Source organism: Virgibacillus indicus (assembly GCF_002266285.1).
Taxonomy (GTDB): Bacteria; Bacillota; Bacilli; order Bacillales; family Amphibacillaceae; genus Virgibacillus_K; species Virgibacillus_K indicus.
On the sequence record NZ_NPMS01000004.1, the window covers coordinates 71,148 to 94,643 of the forward strand.

19 protein-coding genes are annotated in these 23,496 nt (G+C 38.7%); 2 read left to right on the forward strand and 17 right to left on the reverse strand.

The window, feature by feature from the left end:
* Positions 1-4: 4 nt before the first annotated feature.
* From yunB to CIL03_RS09805, 5 genes are all read right to left on the reverse strand, one after another.
* The gene (yunB, locus tag CIL03_RS09785) at positions 5-787 is read right to left on the reverse strand and encodes a sporulation protein YunB (protein ID WP_094885678.1); all 783 of its coding nucleotides are present in this window, start codon (positions 785-787) and stop codon (positions 5-7) included.
* 56 nt (positions 788-843) lie between these two features.
* Positions 844-1,929 (reverse strand): HD-GYP domain-containing protein, encoded by a 1,086-nt coding sequence (locus CIL03_RS09790; RefSeq protein ID WP_094885679.1) that lies wholly within the window; start codon positions 1,927-1,929, stop codon positions 844-846.
* A gap of 461 nt (positions 1,930-2,390) precedes the next feature.
* On the reverse strand, positions 2,391-2,702 hold the full coding sequence (locus tag CIL03_RS09795; protein ID WP_094885680.1) for a YunC family protein: 312 nt from the start codon (positions 2,700-2,702) through the stop codon (positions 2,391-2,393).
* Between the two features lie 87 nt (positions 2,703-2,789).
* Entirely contained in the window at positions 2,790-4,193 is a 1,404-nt protein-coding gene (locus tag CIL03_RS09800) for a bifunctional metallophosphatase/5'-nucleotidase (protein WP_094885681.1), read from the reverse strand.
* Between the two features lie 15 nt (positions 4,194-4,208).
* A complete protein-coding gene (locus CIL03_RS09805) occupies positions 4,209-5,027 on the reverse strand; it encodes a sulfite exporter TauE/SafE family protein (protein WP_094885682.1) in 819 nt (272 codons plus the stop codon).
* A 178-nt stretch (positions 5,028-5,205) separates the two neighbouring features.
* Between CIL03_RS09805 and CIL03_RS09810 the strand changes: the two genes are divergently transcribed.
* Positions 5,206-5,748 (forward strand): NADPH-dependent FMN reductase, encoded by a 543-nt coding sequence (locus CIL03_RS09810; protein WP_094885683.1) that lies wholly within the window; start codon positions 5,206-5,208, stop codon positions 5,746-5,748.
* 215 nt (positions 5,749-5,963) lie between these two features.
* Here the strand turns inward: CIL03_RS09810 and CIL03_RS09815 are convergent, their stop codons facing one another.
* The 5 genes from CIL03_RS09815 to CIL03_RS09835 form a co-directional block, all read right to left on the reverse strand.
* Positions 5,964-7,517 (reverse strand): polyamine aminopropyltransferase, encoded by a 1,554-nt coding sequence (locus tag CIL03_RS09815; RefSeq protein ID WP_094885684.1) that lies wholly within the window; start codon positions 7,515-7,517, stop codon positions 5,964-5,966.
* 75 nt (positions 7,518-7,592) lie between these two features.
* The gene (locus CIL03_RS09820; protein WP_094885685.1) at positions 7,593-7,988 is read right to left on the reverse strand and encodes a DUF350 domain-containing protein; all 396 of its coding nucleotides are present in this window, start codon (positions 7,986-7,988) and stop codon (positions 7,593-7,595) included.
* Between the two features lie 18 nt (positions 7,989-8,006).
* The gene (locus tag CIL03_RS09825) at positions 8,007-8,603 is read right to left on the reverse strand and encodes a DUF4247 domain-containing protein (RefSeq protein WP_094885686.1); all 597 of its coding nucleotides are present in this window, start codon (positions 8,601-8,603) and stop codon (positions 8,007-8,009) included.
* Between the two features lie 72 nt (positions 8,604-8,675).
* Positions 8,676-9,344: a PspA/IM30 family protein gene (locus tag CIL03_RS09830; RefSeq protein ID WP_094885687.1), complete on the reverse strand. Its 669-nt coding sequence runs from the start codon at positions 9,342-9,344 to the stop codon at positions 8,676-8,678.
* Positions 9,345-9,380: 36 nt separating this feature from the next.
* A complete protein-coding gene (locus CIL03_RS09835; protein ID WP_094885688.1) occupies positions 9,381-9,890 on the reverse strand; it encodes a DUF4178 domain-containing protein in 510 nt (169 codons plus the stop codon).
* Positions 9,891-10,144: 254 nt separating this feature from the next.
* Here CIL03_RS09835 and speD point away from each other — a divergent pair, with 254 nt between their 5' ends.
* The gene (gene speD / locus CIL03_RS09840) at positions 10,145-10,525 is read left to right on the forward strand and encodes an adenosylmethionine decarboxylase (protein ID WP_094885689.1); all 381 of its coding nucleotides are present in this window, start codon (positions 10,145-10,147) and stop codon (positions 10,523-10,525) included.
* A gap of 163 nt (positions 10,526-10,688) precedes the next feature.
* On the opposite strand, the gene glnA is transcribed toward speD, so the two are convergent.
* The 7 genes from glnA to gltB all read right to left on the reverse strand — a co-directional run bounded on the left by glnA (position 10,689) and on the right by gltB (position 23,384).
* Complete coding sequence (glnA, locus tag CIL03_RS09845) at positions 10,689-12,014, reverse strand: type I glutamate--ammonia ligase (protein WP_094885690.1); 1,326 nt, start codon at positions 12,012-12,014, stop codon at positions 10,689-10,691.
* A 24-nt stretch (positions 12,015-12,038) separates the two neighbouring features.
* Positions 12,039-12,917, reverse strand: coding sequence for a diaminopimelate epimerase (dapF, locus tag CIL03_RS09850; protein ID WP_094885691.1), 879 nt, complete (start codon positions 12,915-12,917; stop codon positions 12,039-12,041).
* Between the two features lie 13 nt (positions 12,918-12,930).
* On the reverse strand, positions 12,931-14,163 hold the full coding sequence (locus CIL03_RS09855; protein WP_094885692.1) for an LL-diaminopimelate aminotransferase: 1,233 nt from the start codon (positions 14,161-14,163) through the stop codon (positions 12,931-12,933).
* Between the two features lie 210 nt (positions 14,164-14,373).
* On the reverse strand, positions 14,374-15,162 hold the full coding sequence (locus CIL03_RS09860; RefSeq protein ID WP_094885693.1) for an AraC family transcriptional regulator: 789 nt from the start codon (positions 15,160-15,162) through the stop codon (positions 14,374-14,376).
* 127 nt (positions 15,163-15,289) lie between these two features.
* A complete protein-coding gene (asnB, locus tag CIL03_RS09865; RefSeq protein WP_094885694.1) occupies positions 15,290-17,137 on the reverse strand; it encodes an asparagine synthase (glutamine-hydrolyzing) in 1,848 nt (615 codons plus the stop codon).
* A 95-nt stretch (positions 17,138-17,232) separates the two neighbouring features.
* On the reverse strand, positions 17,233-18,723 hold the full coding sequence (gene gltD / locus CIL03_RS09870; RefSeq protein WP_094885695.1) for a glutamate synthase small subunit: 1,491 nt from the start codon (positions 18,721-18,723) through the stop codon (positions 17,233-17,235).
* A 104-nt stretch (positions 18,724-18,827) separates the two neighbouring features.
* Positions 18,828-23,384, reverse strand: coding sequence for a glutamate synthase large subunit (gene gltB / locus CIL03_RS09875; protein ID WP_094885696.1), 4,557 nt, complete (start codon positions 23,382-23,384; stop codon positions 18,828-18,830).
* Between the last annotated feature and the right edge of the window lie 112 nt (positions 23,385-23,496).

Consider the following 23,496-nt stretch of genomic DNA (forward strand, 5'->3'; position numbering starts at 1 on the left):
ACTTTTACTCATCCTGCAAGTCCTTTTGAATGTCCTCCCTCGGCACTGCTATATTCGGATTATTCCCGCCATAGAACTCTGGCACTTCCCCCATAATTGCACCGCCATCCATGTAAATTTCAGTATGTACGGTTGTTATTTCTGTCGTAAATGGAATGACTACCTGTACATCCACTTCAACATAAAGATAAAGAGATACCCAAGAGGAATTAATTCCCCACTCCCTCTCTTCCTGATAAATATTTGTTCTTACATTTCCAACAAATTCAAGATTCACCGGTATTTTAGGTCCCAGGTTGGCAAGTACAGAATTACCTGTTACCTGTCCAAGCGGAATCTCTACAACGGTAGGATCCACTTTGGGCAGATCTTCTGCACCACCACTATTTTCTATAGGTTCCTGCAGTGGGTTATCAAATTCGAGTGGCTCTCCACGATTCATTTTCAGAAAAAACTCCTCCACCCTGTCTGTTGCCACACGGTTTATTTCATTGATCATAGCTTGATTCCAGTTATACACTGCCGGACTCCCATCCTCCTTATACGTAATATCAGCCATTTCTTCAAAGTCATAATTTTCAGCAAAACGTACCGCTGAATTAATTGCCCGTGTTGCAAATTCATCTGTTTTTATTGTTGCTATTTCCATTAAAGTTGGTTTAATACCCTCATCAATGATCCAGATACTTCCTGCAACAAAAACAGAAAAAAGAACCATTGTTATAATCAGCGCGTTCTTCCCCGGAGGAGATGATCTGTTTTTACCGAATCTTCGCTGTCTCAGCATAAAAAAACCCCCTAAAACAATTTATGCTTGTTTTAAAGGGGATAGAATCGAAAATACTATGCCGTTTTTACAGCCGTTACAGTTAGATTCAATACATTCGCTAAATCCAGCTCATAAGGCATATTCAGCTTTTGTCCGTTTTCTTTGATAATTCGTATCACCGGCCTGTCACAAATATAATTATTCTGCCTGACAACCACACCTTGTTTTCCATCACTTAAGTCAATGGTAAGTCCATTCGGATAAACAACTATACTCTTTTTAAAGGCTTCAATCATATATTTATCAAATAAGTTAATAGCTCCCCCATAAAGAATTTCCAGCCCCTCATGTGGAAGCATGGCATCCCTGTAAACACGATTGCTTGTTACTGCATCGAAGACATCGGCTATGCCTATTAATTTCGCATAAGGATGAATTTCGTCACTTTTTAGCCCTTGAGGGTACCCGGAACCATCCAGTCTTTCATGATGCTGGTAAGCGCAGTTGCAGATCACCTCAGACATATTCATTTGTTCACGCAAAAAATCAAAACCCTTCGTTGTATGTTTTTTTACGATTTCATATTCTTCTTCTGATAATCTATCTGGCTTATTCAAAACTTCCGGATCAATAAAAATTTTCCCGATATCATGAAGGATTGCACCAATTCCGAGCTCAGTCAATTGTCTGTCCGAATACTTCATTTCCACACCGATCGCGAGAGAGTATATCGTAACATTTAAAGAGTGCTGAAAAATATAATCATCTGATATAAAAATATCTGTAAGCAAAGACAGAGATTTTTCATTCACCTGAATTTCTTCTATAATCTGCTGTATAATAACCGCAAGTTTATTTCTTTTTTTCTCAAGAATATATGATCTTTCCATCAATCCACTATTCCTAAGCTCTGTAAATGTATCTTTAATGGCTGCCGTGGCTTCAGAACGCAGTTTATCAGAAAATACGGATTCAATCAGTATATCATTTGTTGACTCATCTTCTATGTATATGTATGTAATGCCATTACTCAGCAGCCTTTTGAGCATCTTATCCGTCAAACGCATTCCTTTTTGTATCAGTACAATACCATTCTCATTATAGATAGACTGTGCAAGTATTGCTCCGGAAATAACGTATTTTGTACAGGCAAGTCTCATTAATTCCCCTACTCTCAAAAAACGACTTTATTCGACCATAGTCCCATTAAAATAGTACCAAATAATATGAAAAATTGCTATTGGTTAGAAGATATTTTTAGATTGCCGAGGAATAGTGCTATTAAAAAATGCCTTCCTATTCAGGAAGACATTTTCATTAGTAATAAAAGTAAAGATTTTGTCAGTAACTAATTTATATACATAAACAGCCACGTCCAGCTCCAGCGCCCAGCAACTAGCAAACTTCACACTTCTCCACTACGATAAGTCAACATCGGAGAGGGGAAGTTCGGTTAAAACCGCGACGTCCTGTCGCAACACCGAACTGACCTACATCCTGTAGGCCCCAGCTCACCGTGTTTCCTTTATCTCATTGCGAGTCTTTTTGGTGGGGCGAACGGAGTGCAGTCCCAAAGTGCTCCAGTTTGTACGTTGCTAAACGGGCGCTTACGCTTTTGTCTTTAAGCTATTTTAATCAATGCATCCCTGCCGATCATTCCCTCTTCCCAGCCGTAAGCTTCTTTGGAAGCATCTGTAACTTTTTGCAGGGGTGCATTCAGGAGATCATCAATTGTCCGGACTCCGATAGCACGGGCTGCGATAACTTCGCGATCTCTTAATTTCTGATTTTCATTAAAAACATCAACATCCAATGCACCGCACATAATATAACCAACTTCATTTGAAATCATTAGTAAATTAGTTTTCGGCAGCTCTACACGGATTGCGGTAAAAAACATTCCTTCTACCTCTAATGGATTAACCGTAATCATATTTTTAAATGCCTCCTTCGTGATGTACATTATATTTGTATGCACGAAGGGGGTGCAGTGTCACTTTCCCTATATTGCTGTTTTATACTACTTATCCGCATATTCCCGACGCAAAGTGTCTGCCAGTAAATCTCGCAAAAACTCAGGTAAAAAATAATGCTTCACTTCTGATTTTGCCACCTCTGGCAAAAGCCGGCCAAATGTAAATGTATCTGCAGTTGCTACAGAATATTTATAATCAGGGTCTAGGAGAGTTCCATCCGTAAAGCGAACATTTTTAACATATTCTTCGCCATTTTTATGAAAGGCTGTTTCCACATCTAATCCGGAGAACACCATTCTTCCAAGAACTTCGCCGCGAAATCCAAAACCTTTTAACTTCAACTCCATAAAATCCTTCGTAAGCGATGCACGGATCACTTCTATCAGCTCATCACCATTAAGCTCCACAACCACTGGATTTATTGGATGTGGACAAATACGATGGATATCCTGATACGTTATATTACCTGCTTGCAGCTGATCCAATAAAAGTCCTGAATTTAACATGCCACAATCTGCCTTTGTCCAATTTTTAACGGTATTCGTCAGCTGCTGCATAATTTCAGTATGTTTAAACCATTTCACTTCGATCGTTTCATCTAGTTGAACAACAGTTTTACTTAATTGTTTTTCCGCTTGTTCCTGCATTTCCTGTAATGTTTGCTCTGTTTGCAAATCTTTTGCTAAATGAGTAATATCGGTTGCATATGCTTCTTTTTTCACTAATTCTTTCTTCTTATGATCCCATGTTAATATAACTTCACCAATAAATGCACAATGTTTTCCAGCAGCCGTTATTATTGTATTATTGACATGCTCACCTGTACGCAATAAATGATGTGTATGACCACCAATAATCACATCAATATCTTTAAATCGACGTGCTATCTCCTGATCTTCATTTAAACCGAGATGTGACAGTAAAATAATGATATCAGTGGATTGCTTCAATTGTGCGATATACTTTTCCAGCGCCTCAAATTGAGGGGATATATGCCAATCAAGTAATTCATAAAAGGCATTGAATGGTGCAGTCAGTCCAATAACACCTATATTAACTCCATTCACCGATTCAATTTTCACAGCAGGCTTCAGCCAATCGGGAGTCTCATTATTTAAACTATGCAAATTGGCACATACCACTCGAAAATCGGCATCATCATATAAATGAAACAGATCATCATATGCCAATGTAATCCCTTCATTATTTCCTATCGTTGCCAGATCATAACCTGCATCATTCATTAATTGTACATTTGCTTTTCCCATAAATGCTTCAGCTATCGGATGTACACGGTCCACATGATCACCGATATCCACAATCCAGCAAGACTCGCCTAACGCTGCTCTACTAGCTTTTGCATCTTTCAGAAACCCAGTAACCCTTGGCCATTGCTCAAAATTACTATGTAAATCATTTGTATAATAGAAATAGATTTTTTCCTGCATTTATTTGTAAACTCCTTATGCCAGACCTTGAAAAATCATTCGTATCCCAATAATAATGATAATAGTCCTGAGTAACCATTCCAATGTCTTGCCCGTTACCCGCTGATTTACCATTGCTCCAAGCTTCCCGCCAATCCAGGCACCTGGAATAAAAAAGAAAACATACTCCCATGCTATGTGACCTAATGCTATATGAGTTCCCGCTCCGATTATACTTACAAAAAATATCATAAACATGGAGGTTGCTGTGGCAATATGGGCTGGAAATCCAAATAGCAGTATCATTGCTGGAACCATTATGGACCCGCCGCCAATTCCAAATAAACCTGACAGCATTCCGACAAATAGAGATAAAAAAAATGCCAGCCAGATCGAAACAGTATAATGATACGTTTTACCGTCAACATAAAAGGTTCGCATTGACTTATTTTTACTCTGCATCGCCTTAGCAGGTTCTTTTCGCTTAATAAAAAATAGCATGGAAATAATGATCATCACAAAACCGAAGTACAATAAAAAATCATCTGCTTGGATATATTTATTCAGCCAGGATCCCAATACACTTCCGGGGATGCTGCCCGATAAAAATAATAAACCTGTTTTATAATCAACACGGCCAGTTTTATAATAAGCCATGGTAGAAGATAGTGCTGTAAAAACCATGGTGACTAAGGAAATTCCTACAATCGTTTGTGGTGTAGCCCATGAGAACATTTCTGAAATCTGACTTAAAAACAGCAAACTGGGGATCAGAATAATGCCCCCTCCAAGCCCCATTAAGCCGCCAATAAATGCAGTAATTACTCCAATAAGTACACAAATAATAAAAACCACAAGCTATCCCTCAATCTTTCATTAACTATACCTTTATACTAGCACTGATTTAGAATGATTCCTATTTATTAATATGGATTTAGAATACAAGCAGATTTGTTGCATAGGAAAGCTGTGTGAGATAAGCTTCAGTAAAATCATATTCAACATAAATACATATAAATGCGAGGTAGTAATAATGAAACTTGTCGGGATATCCGGAGCACTGGCTGGTGAAAAGACATCTCTGGCTGTAAATGATGTTTTAGTAGCAGCAGGCCTTCTTGATCCAAGCCTAAAGACAGAGTTAATTGACTTGAGGGAGTATGAAATTGAATTTGCCGTTGGCGCCCCATTATCAGATTATAACGATGATACATGGGATGTTGTAAATAAAATTTTGTCTGCCGATTTTCTGATATTTGGCACACCAATTTATCAAGCATCTATTTCAGGGGCATTAAAGAATCTGTTAGATCTATTTCCTGAAAATGCCTTTAAACATAAAGTAACTGGGATTGTGGCAACAGGGTGGTCCAATAAACATTTCCTGGTAACAGAATATCAATTAAAGCCAGTCCTTTCTTTTTTTAAAGGATTAGTTCCAACGGGGAATGTTTTTATCCATAATGATTCTTTTAATGAAGAAAGTGATGAAATTATCGATCAGGATGTTGCCGGTAGAATTCAAAAGCTTGCCAACGAAATGATCTATTTGCAGCGAGCGATTAATGATAGATAGAAACTTGTAATTTTGTTTGAGCAGCTGTTTTTTTTGTGGGGCTGAGCTGTTTTATCGGCGGTTTTACATATTATATCGGCTGATTTGACCATTTTATCAGCGGGGAGGAACCGGGTATCGGCGCAACACCCGGGTTTATCGGCGGACCCTGGTTTCGGCCGCTGCTTATTGGAGCTAAGCTGTTTTATCAGCGCACCTCCCATTTTTATCACATCTTAATAATTTTTCCATGCTTTTTCATAAATTTGAATTAAATGTGGATCGATTAGTGTATTCGGCTTCAACTCCACAGCGTTACCATTTTTATCTGTAATTTGCTTATCTGCATCTTTACCGAAAGTTGTTAGACCAGAAATTATGTCTTCCGTTAAAAATTCCGTTGGGACAGTTATATCAATTTTACTGAGATCTAGAGCATCGCGGCTTGCCATGACAAATCCCCAATCACCAAAACTTGGAACATCAACATGTAAATTTTCAGTAAACAATCCCGTTGATGCAATTGTTTCAGATATGGTCCAATAAACTTCAGTAGCAAAGACCGGGCTAGTCGCTTGAATCATTGCTGCTCCACCTGGCACTAAATGGTTTCTAAGCAGTGAATAAAACTCCTTCGTATACAGCTTGTTCAAGCCTTCATTATTTGGATCAGGCAAATCGACAATAATTACATCAAACCATTCATTTGTATTTTCCAAAAACTGAAAAGCATCGCCATTTTCTACATGCACTTTATCATTTTTTAGTGAATCTTCATTTAATTCCAGTAAATGCTTATTGGTATTTGCCAACTCCACAACTGCTGGATCTAAATCAACTAGAGTAATATTTTTTACGTCTTCATACTTAAGGATTTCCTTCGCTGCAATTCCATCACCGCCACCCAAAATTAATATATTTTCGTGATTCTCTGCAAAAGCCATCGTTGGATGTACCAGTACTTCATGGTAACGATATTCATCTGTCGAACTAAATTGCAGAGATCCGTTCAAAAAGAGCCTCACATCTTCCTCATCTTGTGTTAATGTAATTTTTTGATAACTTGTCTCTTCCATATGGATAATTGGATCCTTGTAAAGCTTTTGTTCAAAACTAAATGCCATCGCTTCCCCAAAGAATAGTCCAATTAATAATGAGACTCCGATAATTAGTCCGATAGCAGCATGCAGCCCAAAGTGACGAATTTCCCTGCGGAATAGCCACAGAACAATTAATGCTACCGTTAGATTGATACATCCGACTAAAAATGCTGTTTTAACCATACCGAACTGGGGGCGTAATAAAAAGACGAATAATAATCCGCCAATTAAGCCCCCTGCATAATCTGAAAATAGAACCCGTGCCGTGCTTTTATTTAATGTGACGCCAATTTCATTCGCTTTTCGAATCAGAATTGGGAGTTCGACCCCTGTTAATCCACCAACTAATAACGTTATAAAATATAAATAAAATGCCTCTGTCCCAGCTGGTGAAAAGGCTGTTATCCCAAACATGGTAAAGCTGGAAAAGCCTCCAATGACTGCAACACCAAACTCAATCCACACAAACGTGATGATTAGATGCTTCATCACTCTTTCACTTAAACTGGCACCAATTCCCATACCGGTTAAAAACAAAGATATCGTCAGCGTATATTGTTTTACACCATCACCTAATATGTAAGAGCCTAACGCACCAAATAATACTTCAAATATAATCCCGCAAATAGATACGATTCCTGATGACCAATAAATAATTTTGCTTTTTCTTACTGCTGCTTCATTCAAAATACATTCACTCCATCATTTCAACCTAGCCTGAAAATATATTCGCGGCCAAGCAAAAGCCTGACCGCGAATATAATGTTACGTAATAGACGCACCAATAACAAATGCCAATCCAATCGATACACTCATCGATATGATTCCGACTGCCACATTATTTTTTAACAGCTGCTCTTCCACTGAAAAATTTCTGGTAAACAAATCAAACAGCCAGTATGCGATCATTTGCAGAACCACGCCATATGCGCCCCAAATCAACGTTTCATAAATGACATCACTATTATAAACTGCAAAAGCTAATATAATACAAATCCCGATTATTTTCCCGGCAATGGATAATGCAACTGAATAATTCCCTTTTTTTACTTCTTCCATATCCTTGTATTTACGTGTCATATTCTCAAATATCAACAAACCAATTAAAACGATTACTACAGATATTGCGAAATAAACAAATGTTGCTAAAAATGGACCCATTTTATCACCCTCCCTCTTTTATTTACCTGCACCAGGGCCGCCCCCTCTGAATGTCGTGTTTCCACGATTAGGGATATCCTTCATCCCTCTGTATTCACCCCGGGATCGACTCCCCCAATTATCTGCTCCCAGCATATTTTCCAGGAGTCTGATTGTAAAATATGTACTTAAAAAACTAGAAGAATAGTTCCGCCTCACAAACCCATCACTTGCGACCTCAATCAGGAGTACATTCTGATCCTCTTCGCTTTCACGCAATGTGACAAAGTCATCCGGATAAATTAAAATTTGCTGGTTATCCTTTACTTCACTGATTTCTTCTGGTTTAACAGCTGCAAAAAGTACTGAAGAAAGTTCCGTTAGCTTGAACTCCTTTGTAGCATAGATTTCAGCAGCTTCCGAATCCCCAGTAACTGTATCCATCAGTGGAAAATTAGCCTCGATAATATCATCAATTTCATAGTTGGAAGCATGATCGATTGCAGCAGCGATTTCATCCTTTGAAGGCTCATCCGGAATATCTTCTGCTCTTATGGAACCATCTTGCCGGGAACATGCAGTTAATAGTATGATAAGAAATAATAGCCCAATAAGTAAACTCTTTTTTTTAAACAAATCAATCCCCCTCTTATCAAAAACAAGGAGCAGCTTTTATAATAAACATACTGCTCCCTTTACCGCCTGCCCTTATTTTTGGTTCATTTTCTCTTTTAATGCAGCTAATTCATCGTCAACATCGTTCTTGTTCAATTCTTTAAACTCATCATCCAATGTACGGCTATTACGAGACATATCTTCACTTGTTTCCGCTTCTGCTTCAAAACGCATGACTTTTTCTTCCATACGTTCAAATCCATGTTTTGAATCATCATTGCCTATCGAAGACATGGTACGATTCATTTTTGTACGTGTTTTTGCAGATTCGGCACGTGCTTTCAATGAATCCTTTTTAAGTTCCATTTGCTGATATTCTTTTTTCATCTCATCCAATTTGCTTCTTAGTACATCTGCATCATTTTTAGCCCTTTCCCAAGACTCGTTTAAGGTTGCTGCAGTTGCTTCATGATCCTTTTTATCCTGCAGTGCACGACGCGCTAAATCCTCATTACCAGCTTCAAGTGCTTGTTCAGCCTGCTTCTGTCTTTTTTCCACCATTGCATTTGCATCATTTGCTTTTCGTTTAAGCATTTTCTCATTAGCAATTTGCTTTGCAACAGCTGCTTCCACCTCACGAATATCCCCAGACATATCGCGCATAAATTGGTCCAGCATTTTCACCGGATCTTCTGCTTTATCGAGCATTGAATTTAACTCCGAACTTACAACGGTTGACACTCGCTTAAAAAATTTAAACATGTATATTCCTCCCAGTAAATTTAGTTGAAAAATTACTTAAATTGATCCAGCCATAATTTTAATTTCATATTCTTCAATTGGATAACCATGACTCACTTCAATCTCGCTTCCCCATGATTCCAAACTAATATAATTTGCTGCATCAGCATCAGCATAATCAGCGTAATTTGTTTCTGTTCCCTGTAAATTTGAGCTTCTTCCCTCTCCAATTACTCTAGCTGTACCTGATTCTTGCAAATAATAGGTTTTGTTTTCATAGGTCACTTCTTTAGGATATGGTTTTGACACGGCTAACTGAACCTTCTGATAAATCCCCAGCTCCAGTTCATCATCCATCTCAGCCGATAACCAAATTGTATCATGCCCTTCCAATAACTGATACCCATACCACTCATAACTTCCGTCTCGATAGGTGATCTTTCCTACCACTTCGTAGTCTCTGAGATCATAGGTTAAAATGTCTCCAATCTCTATCGATAAAACGGTTCTTTCCTTTGGGACAGGCTTATCTTTTTTTCCTGAGAAAATTTTCGAAAACAGACCCACAGCTTCACCTCATAAGTCAAAATTATATGTTCTATAAGTATTACGTTTTTCTTTAATAAATGTTTCAAAAAAATATTATTTTATTGGACTAAAGTTTATATTTTTAAAAATAATATTGGCAATTAAATATATCAGTGCCAAGGCTGCACTTTAAAATCCCGATATATTATATGTTTACACAAATTGCAAAGATGAGTCAAACGGTTTATACTTTTCGATATATGGATTTTTAGACCTAAGGAGATATTTCAAAAATGGAAATAATGGGGAGACAAATAATAGCTGAGCTTTGGGATTGCAATATTGATATATTAAATAATATAGAATTAATAGAACGTATTTTTATAGATGCAGCATTAGAGGCAGGTGCAGAAATTCGAGAGGTTGCTTTTCATCAATTTGCACCACAGGGTGTGAGCGGGGTTGTGATTATTTCTGAATCTCATTTAACAATTCATAGTTTCCCTGAACATGGCTATGCAAGTATTGATGTATATACATGTGGTGATAAGGTAGATCCAACTGTTGCTGTAGAATATATTGCCAAATCTTTAGATTCAAAAATCAGCGAGATGATGGAAATTCCACGTGGGATGGGGCCGGTTGCAGCAGAATCGTTTAAAAAGCTAATATAATAAATTTGGGTTGATGTCCTGTAATTACCTGGACAGCAACCCTTTTCAGTCAAAAAACAGGTTCAGGTTGATTTGGTTAAACTTTTAACAGTGGAATTACATATTGTATCAACGGATTTGGTCGTTTTATCAGCACATGAGTAAAGTATCAGCGTAATATGTTTTAATATTGCTGCAAGTACTGTTCGCGTTCCCAGGGGTGCACTTGTATACGGAATAAATCCCATTCAATTTCTTTTGCTTCAATAAAATGGTCGAATAAATGACTGCCTAAAGCATTCTTCATTACTTCATCCTCTTTTAAATAAACAAGCGCTTGGGCTAAATTAGCAGGTAAATCATTAATACCCAATTCTTTGCGTTGTGTTGGTGACATTGCATAAATATTATGGTTAATAGGTTCTGGTGCCTTTTCATTGTTTGTAATACCATCTAATCCTGCAGCTAATAAAACAGCCATTGCTAAATATGGGTTTGCTGATGGGTCAACACTACGAACTTCTACACGAGTACTCAATTTTCGGGAAGCTGGAATTCGAATGAGTGGACTGCGGTTTTTTGCTGACCATGCCACATAGCATGGGGCCTCATATCCGGGGACTAATCGTTTATAAGAATTAACCGTCGGATTTGTAATGGCTGTAAAACCTTGTGCATGTTTTAATATACCCGCTAAAAAGTTACGGGCTGTGTTACTGATTTCCAGCTGCCCATTTGAATCATAAAAAGCATTTTTACTACCTCGAAATAAACTTAGGTTACAGTGCATACCGGATCCATTTACACCAAACAATGGTTTTGGCATAAAGGTAGCATGCAGTCCATGTTTGCGGGCAATCGTCTTTACAATGAGTTTAAAGGTTTGGATGTCATCACAGGCTCTTAATGCATCTTGATATTTAAAGTCTATTTCGTGTTGACCGGGCGCAACTTCATGGTGAGAAGCTTCAATATCAAATCCCAATTCTTGCAGTTCCAGTACAATATCACGTCTGCAGTTTTCTCCTAAATCCGTTGGGGCCAGATCAAAATAGCCGCCATGATCATTCAAATCGAGTGTCGGCTCTCCCTTTTCGTCCAGTTTGAATAAGAAAAACTCAGGTTCTGAACCAACATTGAAGTTTGTAAACCCCTGTTCTTCCATTTCTCGTAGGACTCGCTTTAAATTATTACGAGGATCCCCTTCAAATGGCTTTCCATCTGGATGATAAATATCACAAATAAATCGAGCGATTTTTCCTTTTTCCGATGTCCATGGAAAGATAGCAAATGTATCTAAATCAGGATATAAATACATATCTGATTCTTCTATTCGAACAAACCCTTCAATAGAAGATCCATCAAACATCATTTTATTATCAAGGGCTTTTGGTAATTGATTAACAGGGATTTCCATATTTTTTACTGTTCCGAATAAATCGGTAAATTGCAGACGAATATAGTGGACATTATGTTCCTCAACTTTTTTAAAAATTTCTTCTCTATTCATTTCATCCTTCCCCCTAACTAAAATTTAGTATTCTTTAAGTCTAAAATGTTTATCTAATTCCCCATGGCATATATAAGAAGCTTTTCCCCGCATACATACAGACCCGCGTTCATCCCATCTTATGGTTAAATCACCTCCAGGAAGATGAACAAGTATGGCTTGATTTATATCAAGAAGATTATTTAATGCAGCTGCTACTACAGAAGCACAAGCACCTGTTCCGCAGGCCATCGTAATTCCTGAACCTCTTTCCCATACCCGGTAATCAATTTCTGCACGGTTTTTTACATGAACGATACCTACATTCACACGGTCAGGAAAAAACCTAGAATGTTCAATAATAGGTCCAATTTCTTCAAGTGGTACTTCATGGACATTATCACTAAACAGGATTGCATGGGGGTTTCCCATGGATAAACAAGTTAATTTATACTCAGTTTCACCAAAGGTATAAGGTTCATTAATGGCCGAAACAAACGGGTCACCTACCATTGGGATCATGCCTTTTAATAGTTTTGGTTTTCCCATATCTACGGTTACATACTCTACCGTTGTATTTTTATCAACTTCCACCTCAACCCATACGACTCCACTTAATGTTTCAATCGTAAAGTTGGGTATTTTCGTATACAAATTGTCATAAAGAAACTTTGCCACACAGCGTAAGCCATTTCCGCAATTTTTCGCTTCCGAACCATCTTCATTAAAAATCCTCATTTTAAAATCAGCCTTTTCGGATGAGGAAACAAGAATAATTCCATCAGAGCCAATTCCAAAATTAACATCGGAAAGTATCCTGGAAAGTTCTGGATAGTCCTTTTCGCGCAATACATTTACTGGACTGTCCAATTGATTAAATAGGATATAGTTATTTCCTAAGCCATGCATTTTAGTAAACTTCATTTTTGATCCCTCTTTAAAAGATGAAATGAACCGTACTTAACCTTGATTTGATTTCATCCAAGATGTGTTGTTCTTCCTTCATTCCATCTGCTGGAAATGTCACCGAAAAACGAACATAAGATCCTGCATCATCCCATGGGACAGTGGATATTAAAAATTCTTTTATTAAATATTGGCTAAACTCTTCTGCTGACTGAAACTCAGGTCCGTCTGCGACTGCTTTTGGAATCCTTGTATATAAGAAAAATGAACCTTTTGGCTTCTCAACATAAAACCCACAGTCACGCAATACATTTACTAAAGAAGCGTGACGACGTGAATATTTCGATGCCATTTGTTCTGTAATTTCCGGATGTGATAATGCATGGGAGGCAGCTTTCTGGATTGGAATAAATTGACCTGAATCATAATTATCTTTTACAGTTCTAAATGCGGAAATAAGCCTAGCGTTTCCTGCGACAAAACCTATTCTCCATCCAGTCATATTGAAGGACTTAGATAAGGAATGCATCTCTATCCCGACCTCTTTTGCTCCCGGTATGGATAAGAAACTAAGCGGTTTTTCTTCAAAAACAAGTGCAGCATATGCAGCATCATGAATAACAATCAGTTCATGCTTTTTGGCAAATTGGACAACCTCTTCAAAAAAAGATTTTGTTGCCACTGCCCCGGTTGGATTATTTGGATAATTCAAGTAGAGTAATTTTACCTTTTTCAAAATATCGGCTGGTAATGAATCTAGCTTTGGAAGAAAAGAGTTTTCCTCCAATAGTGATAGATAAACTACCTCTCCACCCAGATATTCTGTATGAGTACCTATAATTGGATAGTTTGGTGTCGGCATAATTGTAATGTCACCAGGATTAATAAATGCGGTCGGAATCATGGATAAGGCTGATTTTAAACCTATAGAATGGTTTATTTCTGTCTCTGGCTGAAGATTATTTACACGAAAAACATTTTTCATATAAGTCGCTGCCGCTTGCTTAAATTCTTCGATTCCATTGTCAGCGTAAAAGCGATTTTCCGGTTTACATGTTTCTTCAGCTAATTTTCTAACGACTGTATGATCAGCCATTGCATCTGGTTCACCGACCCCAAGATCGATTAATTCCATTCCTGGCTTTGTTTGTGTTGCTTCTTTTTTTGCTCGTTTAATTTTTTCAAACTTATAAATTTCCTCATGTAATCCAAATCTAGCCCCACCTATACGTTCAGCAAAAAGCTGTTGAATATAATCTGACATAATTTTTGATTCCTCCAACCGTTAAGAGATTTCTCTCAAATGATGTAATCATGGTATTTCACTCTTAACTTCTTGTATTTCCATGCTATCACGAACAACAAAATATGGATTTAGATTAATTGACGAAATCTTTGTACTTTTTGCATAAATTCATTTTTATAACTTGTTATTATAATTAAAAAGGTTACCAAGAACTTGACTTGGTAACCTCTAACGTATTTCAGAAGGGTTTTTTCCTGTGTATTTTTTAAATTGCCTACTGAAAAAATGCAAATCACTATAACCAAGTGCAGATGCAGTTTCCGTCACTGTCATTCCAGTAAAATATAGTAAATGTTCTGCCCGTTTAATCCGAGAATTAACAATATAGGTCTTAACCGTTTGGCCAATAATTTGTTTGAACTTTTGGGAAAAATATCGTTCTGATAGACCTGCGCGTGCAGCTAAACTCTTAATTGAATGTGGCTTCCCGGGGTGTTGCTGAATATAGTTGGCAACTTCACTAATTGTCTCGTACAGGTTATTACTTGCACCTTCTAATTGTTCCTTTTTTTCCAATTCCTCTCTTAGAAGACGAATCAATAGCTGTTTCAAAATTAACTTTGCTTCGATTTCTGCACCGTAAGCTTTTACTAAAAACAAACGAATATATTGGGCTATTAATGTTTCAAAACTAATCGTGTTTTCGATGACCCTGTGCGAGGATGGGATCAAACGAAGTGTTTGGGTAACATCAAAATGAATATAAGATAATAGGAGAGGGTTTTGAGGATTATGTATTGCTGTTGTCTCGTCACCTGGTTTAAATAAAAAACAGTGACCTTTTTCTATTTGATACTTTTTCCCATTTAATACTAATTCACCTTCTCCATCCCAAACATAAAATAAGTCAAAGTTTGGCATTGGTTTATCCCTTTTTCTCCATTTCCAATTAGGTTCACAATGAATCGTAGCAAATGATGGCTTTAAAATAAAATCCTTCGGGTTTAAATGAAGCATCCAAGTCCCCCTTTTGACCTTTTTCACTTCTAATACTTGTCCATTTTGCCTCTTAAATATTTTACATCAGTGTAAACATTTTTAAAATTAAAACCCATTCTATTAACAGAGATGGGTTTTAATTTCTTTATTCACAAACCTTAACATCATAAGTTCTTAGCCAGTAATCAATTTGACATAAATGAGCAATTAACTGTGGACCCGTCATCAACTGTCCATACCATGGATCGGTGAATTCTTTTCCTTCACTTTTCACAATAGCTTCAATTCGATCGCGCTTCATAAAATGAAATAGTGGTGATTCAGCGTCCGCTAGTATTTCATTCATCCAATTCACTACCTGACGCGTATATTCAGGCTGGAAGGTTTTAGGATAAGGGCTTTTCTTACGATATAAAACTTCTTCAGGCAATAGACCTTCCAATGCTTTGCGTAAAATACCTTTCTCTCTGCCATCTAAATTTTTCATATCCCACGGAATATTCCATACGTATTCGACTAGTTTGTGGTCTGCAAAAGGAACTCTAACCTCAAGACTAGCTCCCATACTCATACGATCCTTACGATCTAATAATTGTGCCATAAACCAATGCATATTTAAGTAAAACAGTTCTCTTCGTCGCGAATCCTCTTCACTTTCTCCGGCCAAACGAGGTGTCTCACTAATGGTTTCTTCGTATCGATCATTCACATAGGTTTTTAGATTTAGTTTATTTTGCCATTCAGGCAATAATAAATCAATTCGGGAATCTAATGATTTCATCCAAGGGAAAGTCTCTTCGTATTTACTGGAAATCTCATGAAACCAAGGATATCCCCCAAAAATTTCATCAGCACATTCTCCTGACAAACTAACTGTTGTATGTTTCTTGATCCTGCGACAAAACCATAATAAAGAAGAATCGATGTCTGCCATCCCAGGTTGATCACGTAGCTCTACCGATTCTTTTAATAAATCCGCTAGTTCAAATCCTGTTATCACTTCATTATGTTGATCAGTTGAGAAATGATCAGCTACTTTTTCAATCCAAGGCTGATCGTTTGAAGGCTGAAATTTACTTACTTTAAAATATTGATCATTCCCTTGATAATCAACCGAAAAAGTTGATAATGTTCCCTTTTCACTCGCTTTAAAATGGTTTGATGCAATTGCGGTGATCGCACTTGAATCCAAGCCACCTGACAAGAATGTAGAGACTGGAACATCCGCTACTAATTGACGCTTGACAGCATCAACAAATAAATCTCTTACTTTTTTGGCTGTTTCATCTATAGAGTCCGTGTGTTCATGACTTTCTACATTCCAATAACGCCAAACTTTTAATCCATTTTTTGAAAAGGCTAATGCATGGCCTGGCCTGAGTTCCTTAAAACCTTTAAATATTCCATGACCCGGTGTTCTAGATGGACCTAAGCCAAATATTTCTGATAAACCCGAATAATCTACTTCTGCTTTTACATCATCATGTGCTAAAATTGCTTTTAACTCTGATCCAAAAAGGAAACGTCCATGAGATTCCAGAAAAAATAATGGTTTCACACCAAGACGATCCCTTGCCATAAATAACTGCTGTTTAGCCGGATCCCAAACACCAAAGGCGAATATTCCATTTAAATATCGGACACATTCTTCTTTCCATTCGATGTAGGCTGTAAGTAAAACTTCAGTATCTGACGATGTCGTAAATCGATATCCCCTTTCCTTTAATTCCTTCCTTAACTCATTTGTATTATATAATTCGCCATTGTATACAAGTGTATAAGTTATGCTATTATGTTTTTTGTTCATTGGCTGTTTTCCACCTGCAGGATCGACAACGGCTAATCTTTTGTGACCAAAGGCAGCGTGACTGCTTACCCAAACTTGCGAATCATCTGGACCTCTTGAACTCAGTGTTTCTGCCATTTTTCTTACTGTTGTTTTCTCCGCTCTAACATTATTTTTCCAATTAATAATACCAGTGATTCCACACAAAACACTTCATCCTCTCCACGGCATACTAATTTCGTGGCTATTATATGCAAAAATAAGGATAACCGTCACCACTGGTAAACACTTCAATAGAATCTTTACAAATAGGACGGCAGCACGGAACTCCCCATTAAAAATTCATCGACTTTGCGAGCTGCTTCCCTTCCTTCATTAATCGCCCAAACAATTAAACTTTGTCCACGTCTAGCATCTCCTGCAGTAAATAAATTCTCTATATTTGTTTTAAAATCACCATACTTCGCCTTCACATTTCCGTTTACAGTATCCAGACCAAGCTGTAGTGGCAGTCGTTTATCAGGTCCTTCAAACCCTATTGCAATAAAAACCAGTTGGGCAGGCCAAACCTTCTCTGTACCAGGTATCTCACGGAAGACAAACATACTGTTTTCATCTTTTGTATTTTCCATTCCCACGGTATGCACTTCTTTTAAATTCCCGTATTGATCTGCAACAAATCGTTTTGTCTGAATACAGAACTGGCGTGGATCCTCGCCGAATCTTTCAGTCGCTTCTTTATGTGCATAGTCCACTGTAAATATATTAGGATATTCTGGCCACATGTTGCTGTCAGTTCTGGCTGATGGCAATTTTGGATGCTTTCCAAATTGCACCACACTATTGCAGTCTTGACGCAATGCAGTTGCAATGCAATCTGCTCCTGTGTCCCCGCCACCGATTACGATGACATCTTTTCCTTCCGCATTGATAGAATCTACTCCACCAACATCACCATACAATAGATTTTTCGTGGAAGCTGTCAGGTAATCCATCGCAAAATGCACACCATTCGCTTCCCTTCCATCCAAATGTAAATTACGCTGCCTTTGAGCTCCAATACATAGGATTACTGCATTAAAGTTAGTTTGTAATTGCTCGTTGGAAATATCTTTTCCTACTTCCGTATTCAGTATAAAATCAATTCCTTCTTGCTCTAAAAGTTCGATTCTTCGCTCCACCACATCTTTTTCCAGTTTCATATTTGGAATGCCGTACATCAACAGGCCGCCCGCACGATCCTGCCTTTCATAAATGGTCACATGATGGCCGGCCTGATTCAATTGATCGGCACTGGCCAAACCGGCAGGACCGGAACCAACGATGGCAATTGTTTTACCGGTTCTGTTTCGAGGTATTCTTGGTGTTATCCAGCCATTTTCAAACCCTTTATCAATAATTGTGCGTTCGATACTTTTAATGGTCACTGCGGGATCTGAAATTGCAAGTGTACAAGATCCTTCACACGGTGCAGGACAGACCCTGCCGGTGAATTCAGGGAAATTGTTCGTTTTTAACAGTCTTTCCAGCGCTTCCTTCCACCTTCCCTGAAACACCAGATCATTCCACTCTGGAATTAAGTTGTAAATTGGGCAACCTGTTGTTGCTCCATTGATCACATCACCCATCTGACAAAAGGGAGTTCCACAATCCATACATCGCGCACCCTGTCTTTTCAAGGTTTCATCAGAGAAGGGAGCTTTATATTCGTTCCAGTCATTTAACCGGTTAAGTGGATCCCGTTCCATGGTCTCCTCACGCTGATATTCCATAAAACCTGTAGCTTTTCTCATGTTCGTTGCCCCTTTCTTTTGTTCTTTACCGATCGGAACATTGGGATAATCTCAAATGAAACACCACGGACGGTATGTCACGTATAATTCGGAAAGCAGACATTCTACAATGGTATTTGTTGCGGTTTTTTCATGTTCCGGACAACCGTTCCATGTTGCTTCTTTGATTGAAAAGCACGCATCGCAGCTTCTGTATCGGTTAGACCAGCATCTTTATGAACCTGAATTTTTTCCTGCATGCTTCTGTAATCCTTTGGAATAATTTTCACAAAATCCCCGGCACATTTATTCCAATTCGACAGTACAAATCGAGCTTTCTTGCTCACTGTATAATGATAATGATTTTGAATCATTCGCTTTACTTTTCCCAGCTCATCTTGATCTAAAAGTGTTTCAAATGCTGTCATGTCTTGATTACATAAATGTTTAAATAACTCATGGTCATCAACTTGCACATAAGCGATACCACCTGACATACCAGCAGCGAAGTTTTTACCAACTTCACCCAATACAACAACACGTCCGCCGGTCATATACTCGCAGCCATGATCACCTATCCCTTCAACGACAAGATTTGCACCGCTGTTACGAACCGCAAACCGCTCACCTGCATAGCCATTAATATACCCCTCACCACTTGTAGCGCCATAAAAAGCGACATTGCCGATAATAACGTTATGAGATTCAGCGTTTTTAGCTTCCAGGTAGGATGAAACAGACACTTTCCCGCCTGACAAACCCTTTCCTACATAGTCGTTGGCATCACCCGTTAAGTGTAATGACAATCCTTTTGGAATATAGGCACCAAAGCTCTGACCCGCTGACCCGGTAAATCGCAATGTGATAGCGTCCTCAGCCATCCCTTCCTCACCATAGCGCTTTGAAACCTCACTTCCAGTTATCGTCCCCACGGCACGGTGGATATTTTTAATAGGATAAGACAAATCTACTTTTTCATTGTGTTCTATAGCCTGTTTTACAGCTGGTAAAATTTCCCTTAGGTCAATTGATAAATCAAGCTGATGATCCTGTTTCATTTGATATGTTGACAAGCCCTCTACCTGATAAAGCAATGTTGATAAATCCAGCTGCTTTGCCTTCCAGTGTAATTTAGCCCTGTCACTTACTGTCAGCATTTCAGTCCGGCCAATCATTTCTTCAACAGTCCTGAATCCGAGGTCAGCCATGATTTCCCTTACTTCCTGTGCAATATAAAACATGAAATTGACAACATGATCTGGATCGCCCATGAACTTCTTCCTGAGCTCAGGATTTTGGGTAGCAACACCGACAGGGCAAGTATCCATATGGCATACCCGCATCATGACACAGCCAAGAACAACAAGAGGTGCGGTCGCAAAACCAAATTCTTCTGCGCCAAGCAATGCAGCCATTACCACATCTTTTCCTGTCATTAATTTGCCGTCTGTTTCCAAGACAACCCGTTCTCTAAGTCCGTTTAACATGAGCGTCTGGTGTGTTTCAGCAAGACCTAACTCCCATGGCAGTCCTGTATGCTTTATACTTGTTTTTGGTGAAGCACCAGTCCCGCCATCATAACCACTGACTGTAATGACATCTGCTTTACCTTTCGCAACGCCTGCCGCGATCGTACCAATGCCTGCTTTAGCAACAAGCTTTACACTGATTCGGGCATGACGGTTAGCATTTTTTAAATCATAAATTAATTGCGCCAGATCCTCAATCGAATAAATATCATGATGAGGCGGCGGCGAAATAAGATCGACACCTGTAGTTGAGCCACGGACATCAGCTACCCAAGGATACACCTTACTTCCAGGCAGCTGACCACCTTCACCTGGCTTTGCCCCTTGCGCCATCTTAATCTGAAGTTCATCCGCATTAATAAGGTAATGACTTTTTACACCGAAACGGCCCGATGCAATTTGCTTAATGGCACTCCTTCGTAAATCCCCATTTTCATCTGTGGCAAACCTTCTTGGGTCTTCTCCTCCTTCCCCACTGTTACTTTTTCCACCTATACGATTCATGGCAATGGCCAATGATTCATGCGCCTCCTGACTTAACGAACCAAACGACATCGCCCCTGTTTTAAACCGTTTAACAATCGATTCAACAGGTTCCACTTCATCAATTGAAATAGCGTTCGTCTTCTTAAATTCAAACAAGTTTCGCAAAAAGTTAAGCCGTTCTTCATTCGCTGCTTTGGAATATAGCTTAAACAAGTTGTAATCGCCTCTTCGGCATGCCCATTGCAGTGTGTGAATCGTTTTCGGGTTAAACGCATGATGTTCACCCGCCTTTCTCCATTGAAAATCACTGCCGGAATCCAGCGCATCGTCGACAGGCTTTTCATAAGCTGTTTTATGCCGCTTAAGTGCTTCTTCGGAAATCGTATCGATACCAATCCCATCAAGTTGAGAGACAGTTCCTGTAAAGTAGCGGTCAATGACCATTTTACTGATACCAATCGCTTCAAATATCTGGGCACCACGATAACTTTGAATGGTTGAAATTCCCATTTTGGACATTACTTTAACGATACCTTCTGTAATTCCTCTAATATAAGAACTTATTACATTTTTATAACTTGGTGACAGATGGTTCTCGTTAATCGCCTTGCTCAATGTTGCATAAGCTAGGTACGGGTTGATTGCATCCGCTCCATAACCGATCAAAGCAGCAAAATGATGAACCTCTCTTGCCTCCCCTGTTTCCGCAATGATACTCACCTTTGTTCGGTTTCCCTGACGAACAAGATGCTGATGGAGCGCACTTACTGCAAAGAGTGACGGGATTGCAGGTGTATTTTCATCCATGTTTCGATCTGATAAAACAAGGATACAAACCCCCTCAGCAATCAGCTTTTCTGCTTTCTGGAAAATTTGCTCCAAGGCATGTTCCAGATCTCCATCAAATAATGTGTCAATCGTCTCAGAAGCGAACCCTTCATAGCTGTTAGTTTTTAATAAGTGAAGCTGCATGTTGGAAAGTACTGGTGTATCAATCAGAAGTCTGCGGCAACTTTTTTCATCGGCATGTAGAATGTTCCCAACTGGACCAAGCATGGTCGTCGTCGAAATAACAAGCTGCTCGCGGTAAGCGTCAATAGGAGGGTTGGTGACTTGTGCAAATAGCTGCTTAAAATAAGAGAATAATGATTGAGGATAATTGGATAATACCGCTAATGGAACATCATTTCCCATCGCACCGACCGGATCTTTTTCTTGCGTTACCAGTGGAATTAAATATTTATGGACATCTTCATACGTATAACCAAATGCTTTCTGTCTTTTCACCAGATCAGTTAAAAGCTCCTCTTCAAAAAGTTCCACATTATTTTTTAAGTTAATCTGTTGTTCATCCAGCCATTTTTGGTACGGCTTCTCTTCTGTAATTTCCGTTTTAATCTCCTCATCAGAGATGATTCGTCCTTCATCCATATCAAGTAACAGCATTTTCCCCGGACTGAGTCGATCTTTGTACAATATCTGACCTTCATCAACATCAACAACGCCCACTTCCGAGGAATAGATCAGATAGTCATCCTTTGTAACGTAATATCGTGCTGGCCGCAGCCCATTTCTGTCCAGTATCGCTCCGATTTGCTTCCCGTTACAAAATGAAATGGATGTTGGACCGTCCCAAGGCTCCATTAACGAGCTGTGAAATTCATAGAATGCCTTTCTTTCTTTGGACAAATATGGATTTTTATCCCATGGTTCAGGGATAAGCATCATGGCGGCATGTGCCGGTTTTCTTCCCGCAAGAATTAAGAATTCAAGAGCATTATCCAACATAGCCGAATCACTGCCATCCGTATTCAAAATCGGGAGTACTTTTTCCAAATCATTACCAAAAACATTGGATACAAATTGTTTCTCCCTCGCCTGCATCCAATTCATATTCCCTCGCAGTGTATTGATCTCTCCGTTATGCATCAGATAACGGTTCGGATGCGCTCGTTCCCAGCTTGGAAATGTGTTTGTACTAAAGCGGGAATGCACTAAAGCAAAAGCAGATTCAAATTGCTCATTCTGTAAATCTTCATAAAATCTATTTAGCTGTTCAGGACGTAATAACCCTTTATATACAATTGTCTGACTTGACAGACTGGAAAAATAAAGTTGCTCATCTTGTTCGATAGCTAATTTTTCCGTCTGTCTTCTAATGACATACAATTTCCTCTCAAAGTCGATATCTGCTTTAACAGAAGTATCTGCACCAATGAATACCTGGCGGATAAAAGGACAGCTTTCTTGTGCCTTTATTCCAATATTTTCGACATGTACAGGTACCGTTCTCCATCCAAGAACTATCTGCCCTTCCTGCCTGATAATTGCATTGATTTGATTCTCTAATCCTGGCAGATCATCCGTGTCATTTGAGAAAAAAACCATACCAACTCCAAAGCGTCCTTTTTCCGGCAGATTCATACCGGGACAAACATTTCTGAAAAAAGAATCCGGAATTTCTACCATCAATCCGGCACCGTCTCCCATGGTTGCATCACTGCTTCCACCACGATGGTCAAGCTGACACAGCATATGAAGCCCTTTTTTAACAATGTCATGATTCGGCACGCCATGAATATGTGCGTATAAACCAATTCCGCATGCATCATGTTCCAATTCAGGATGGTATAGACCTTGAGCTTTTGGTATCTGGTTATAATGCATCATTTCCCCTCCCGATATTTAGATAATTCTGTATTTATTTTGTATTATAAATTATAAATCCCTTAATCAATCTAATCAATATATAGTTTGGATTTAATTAATCTATTTTTGA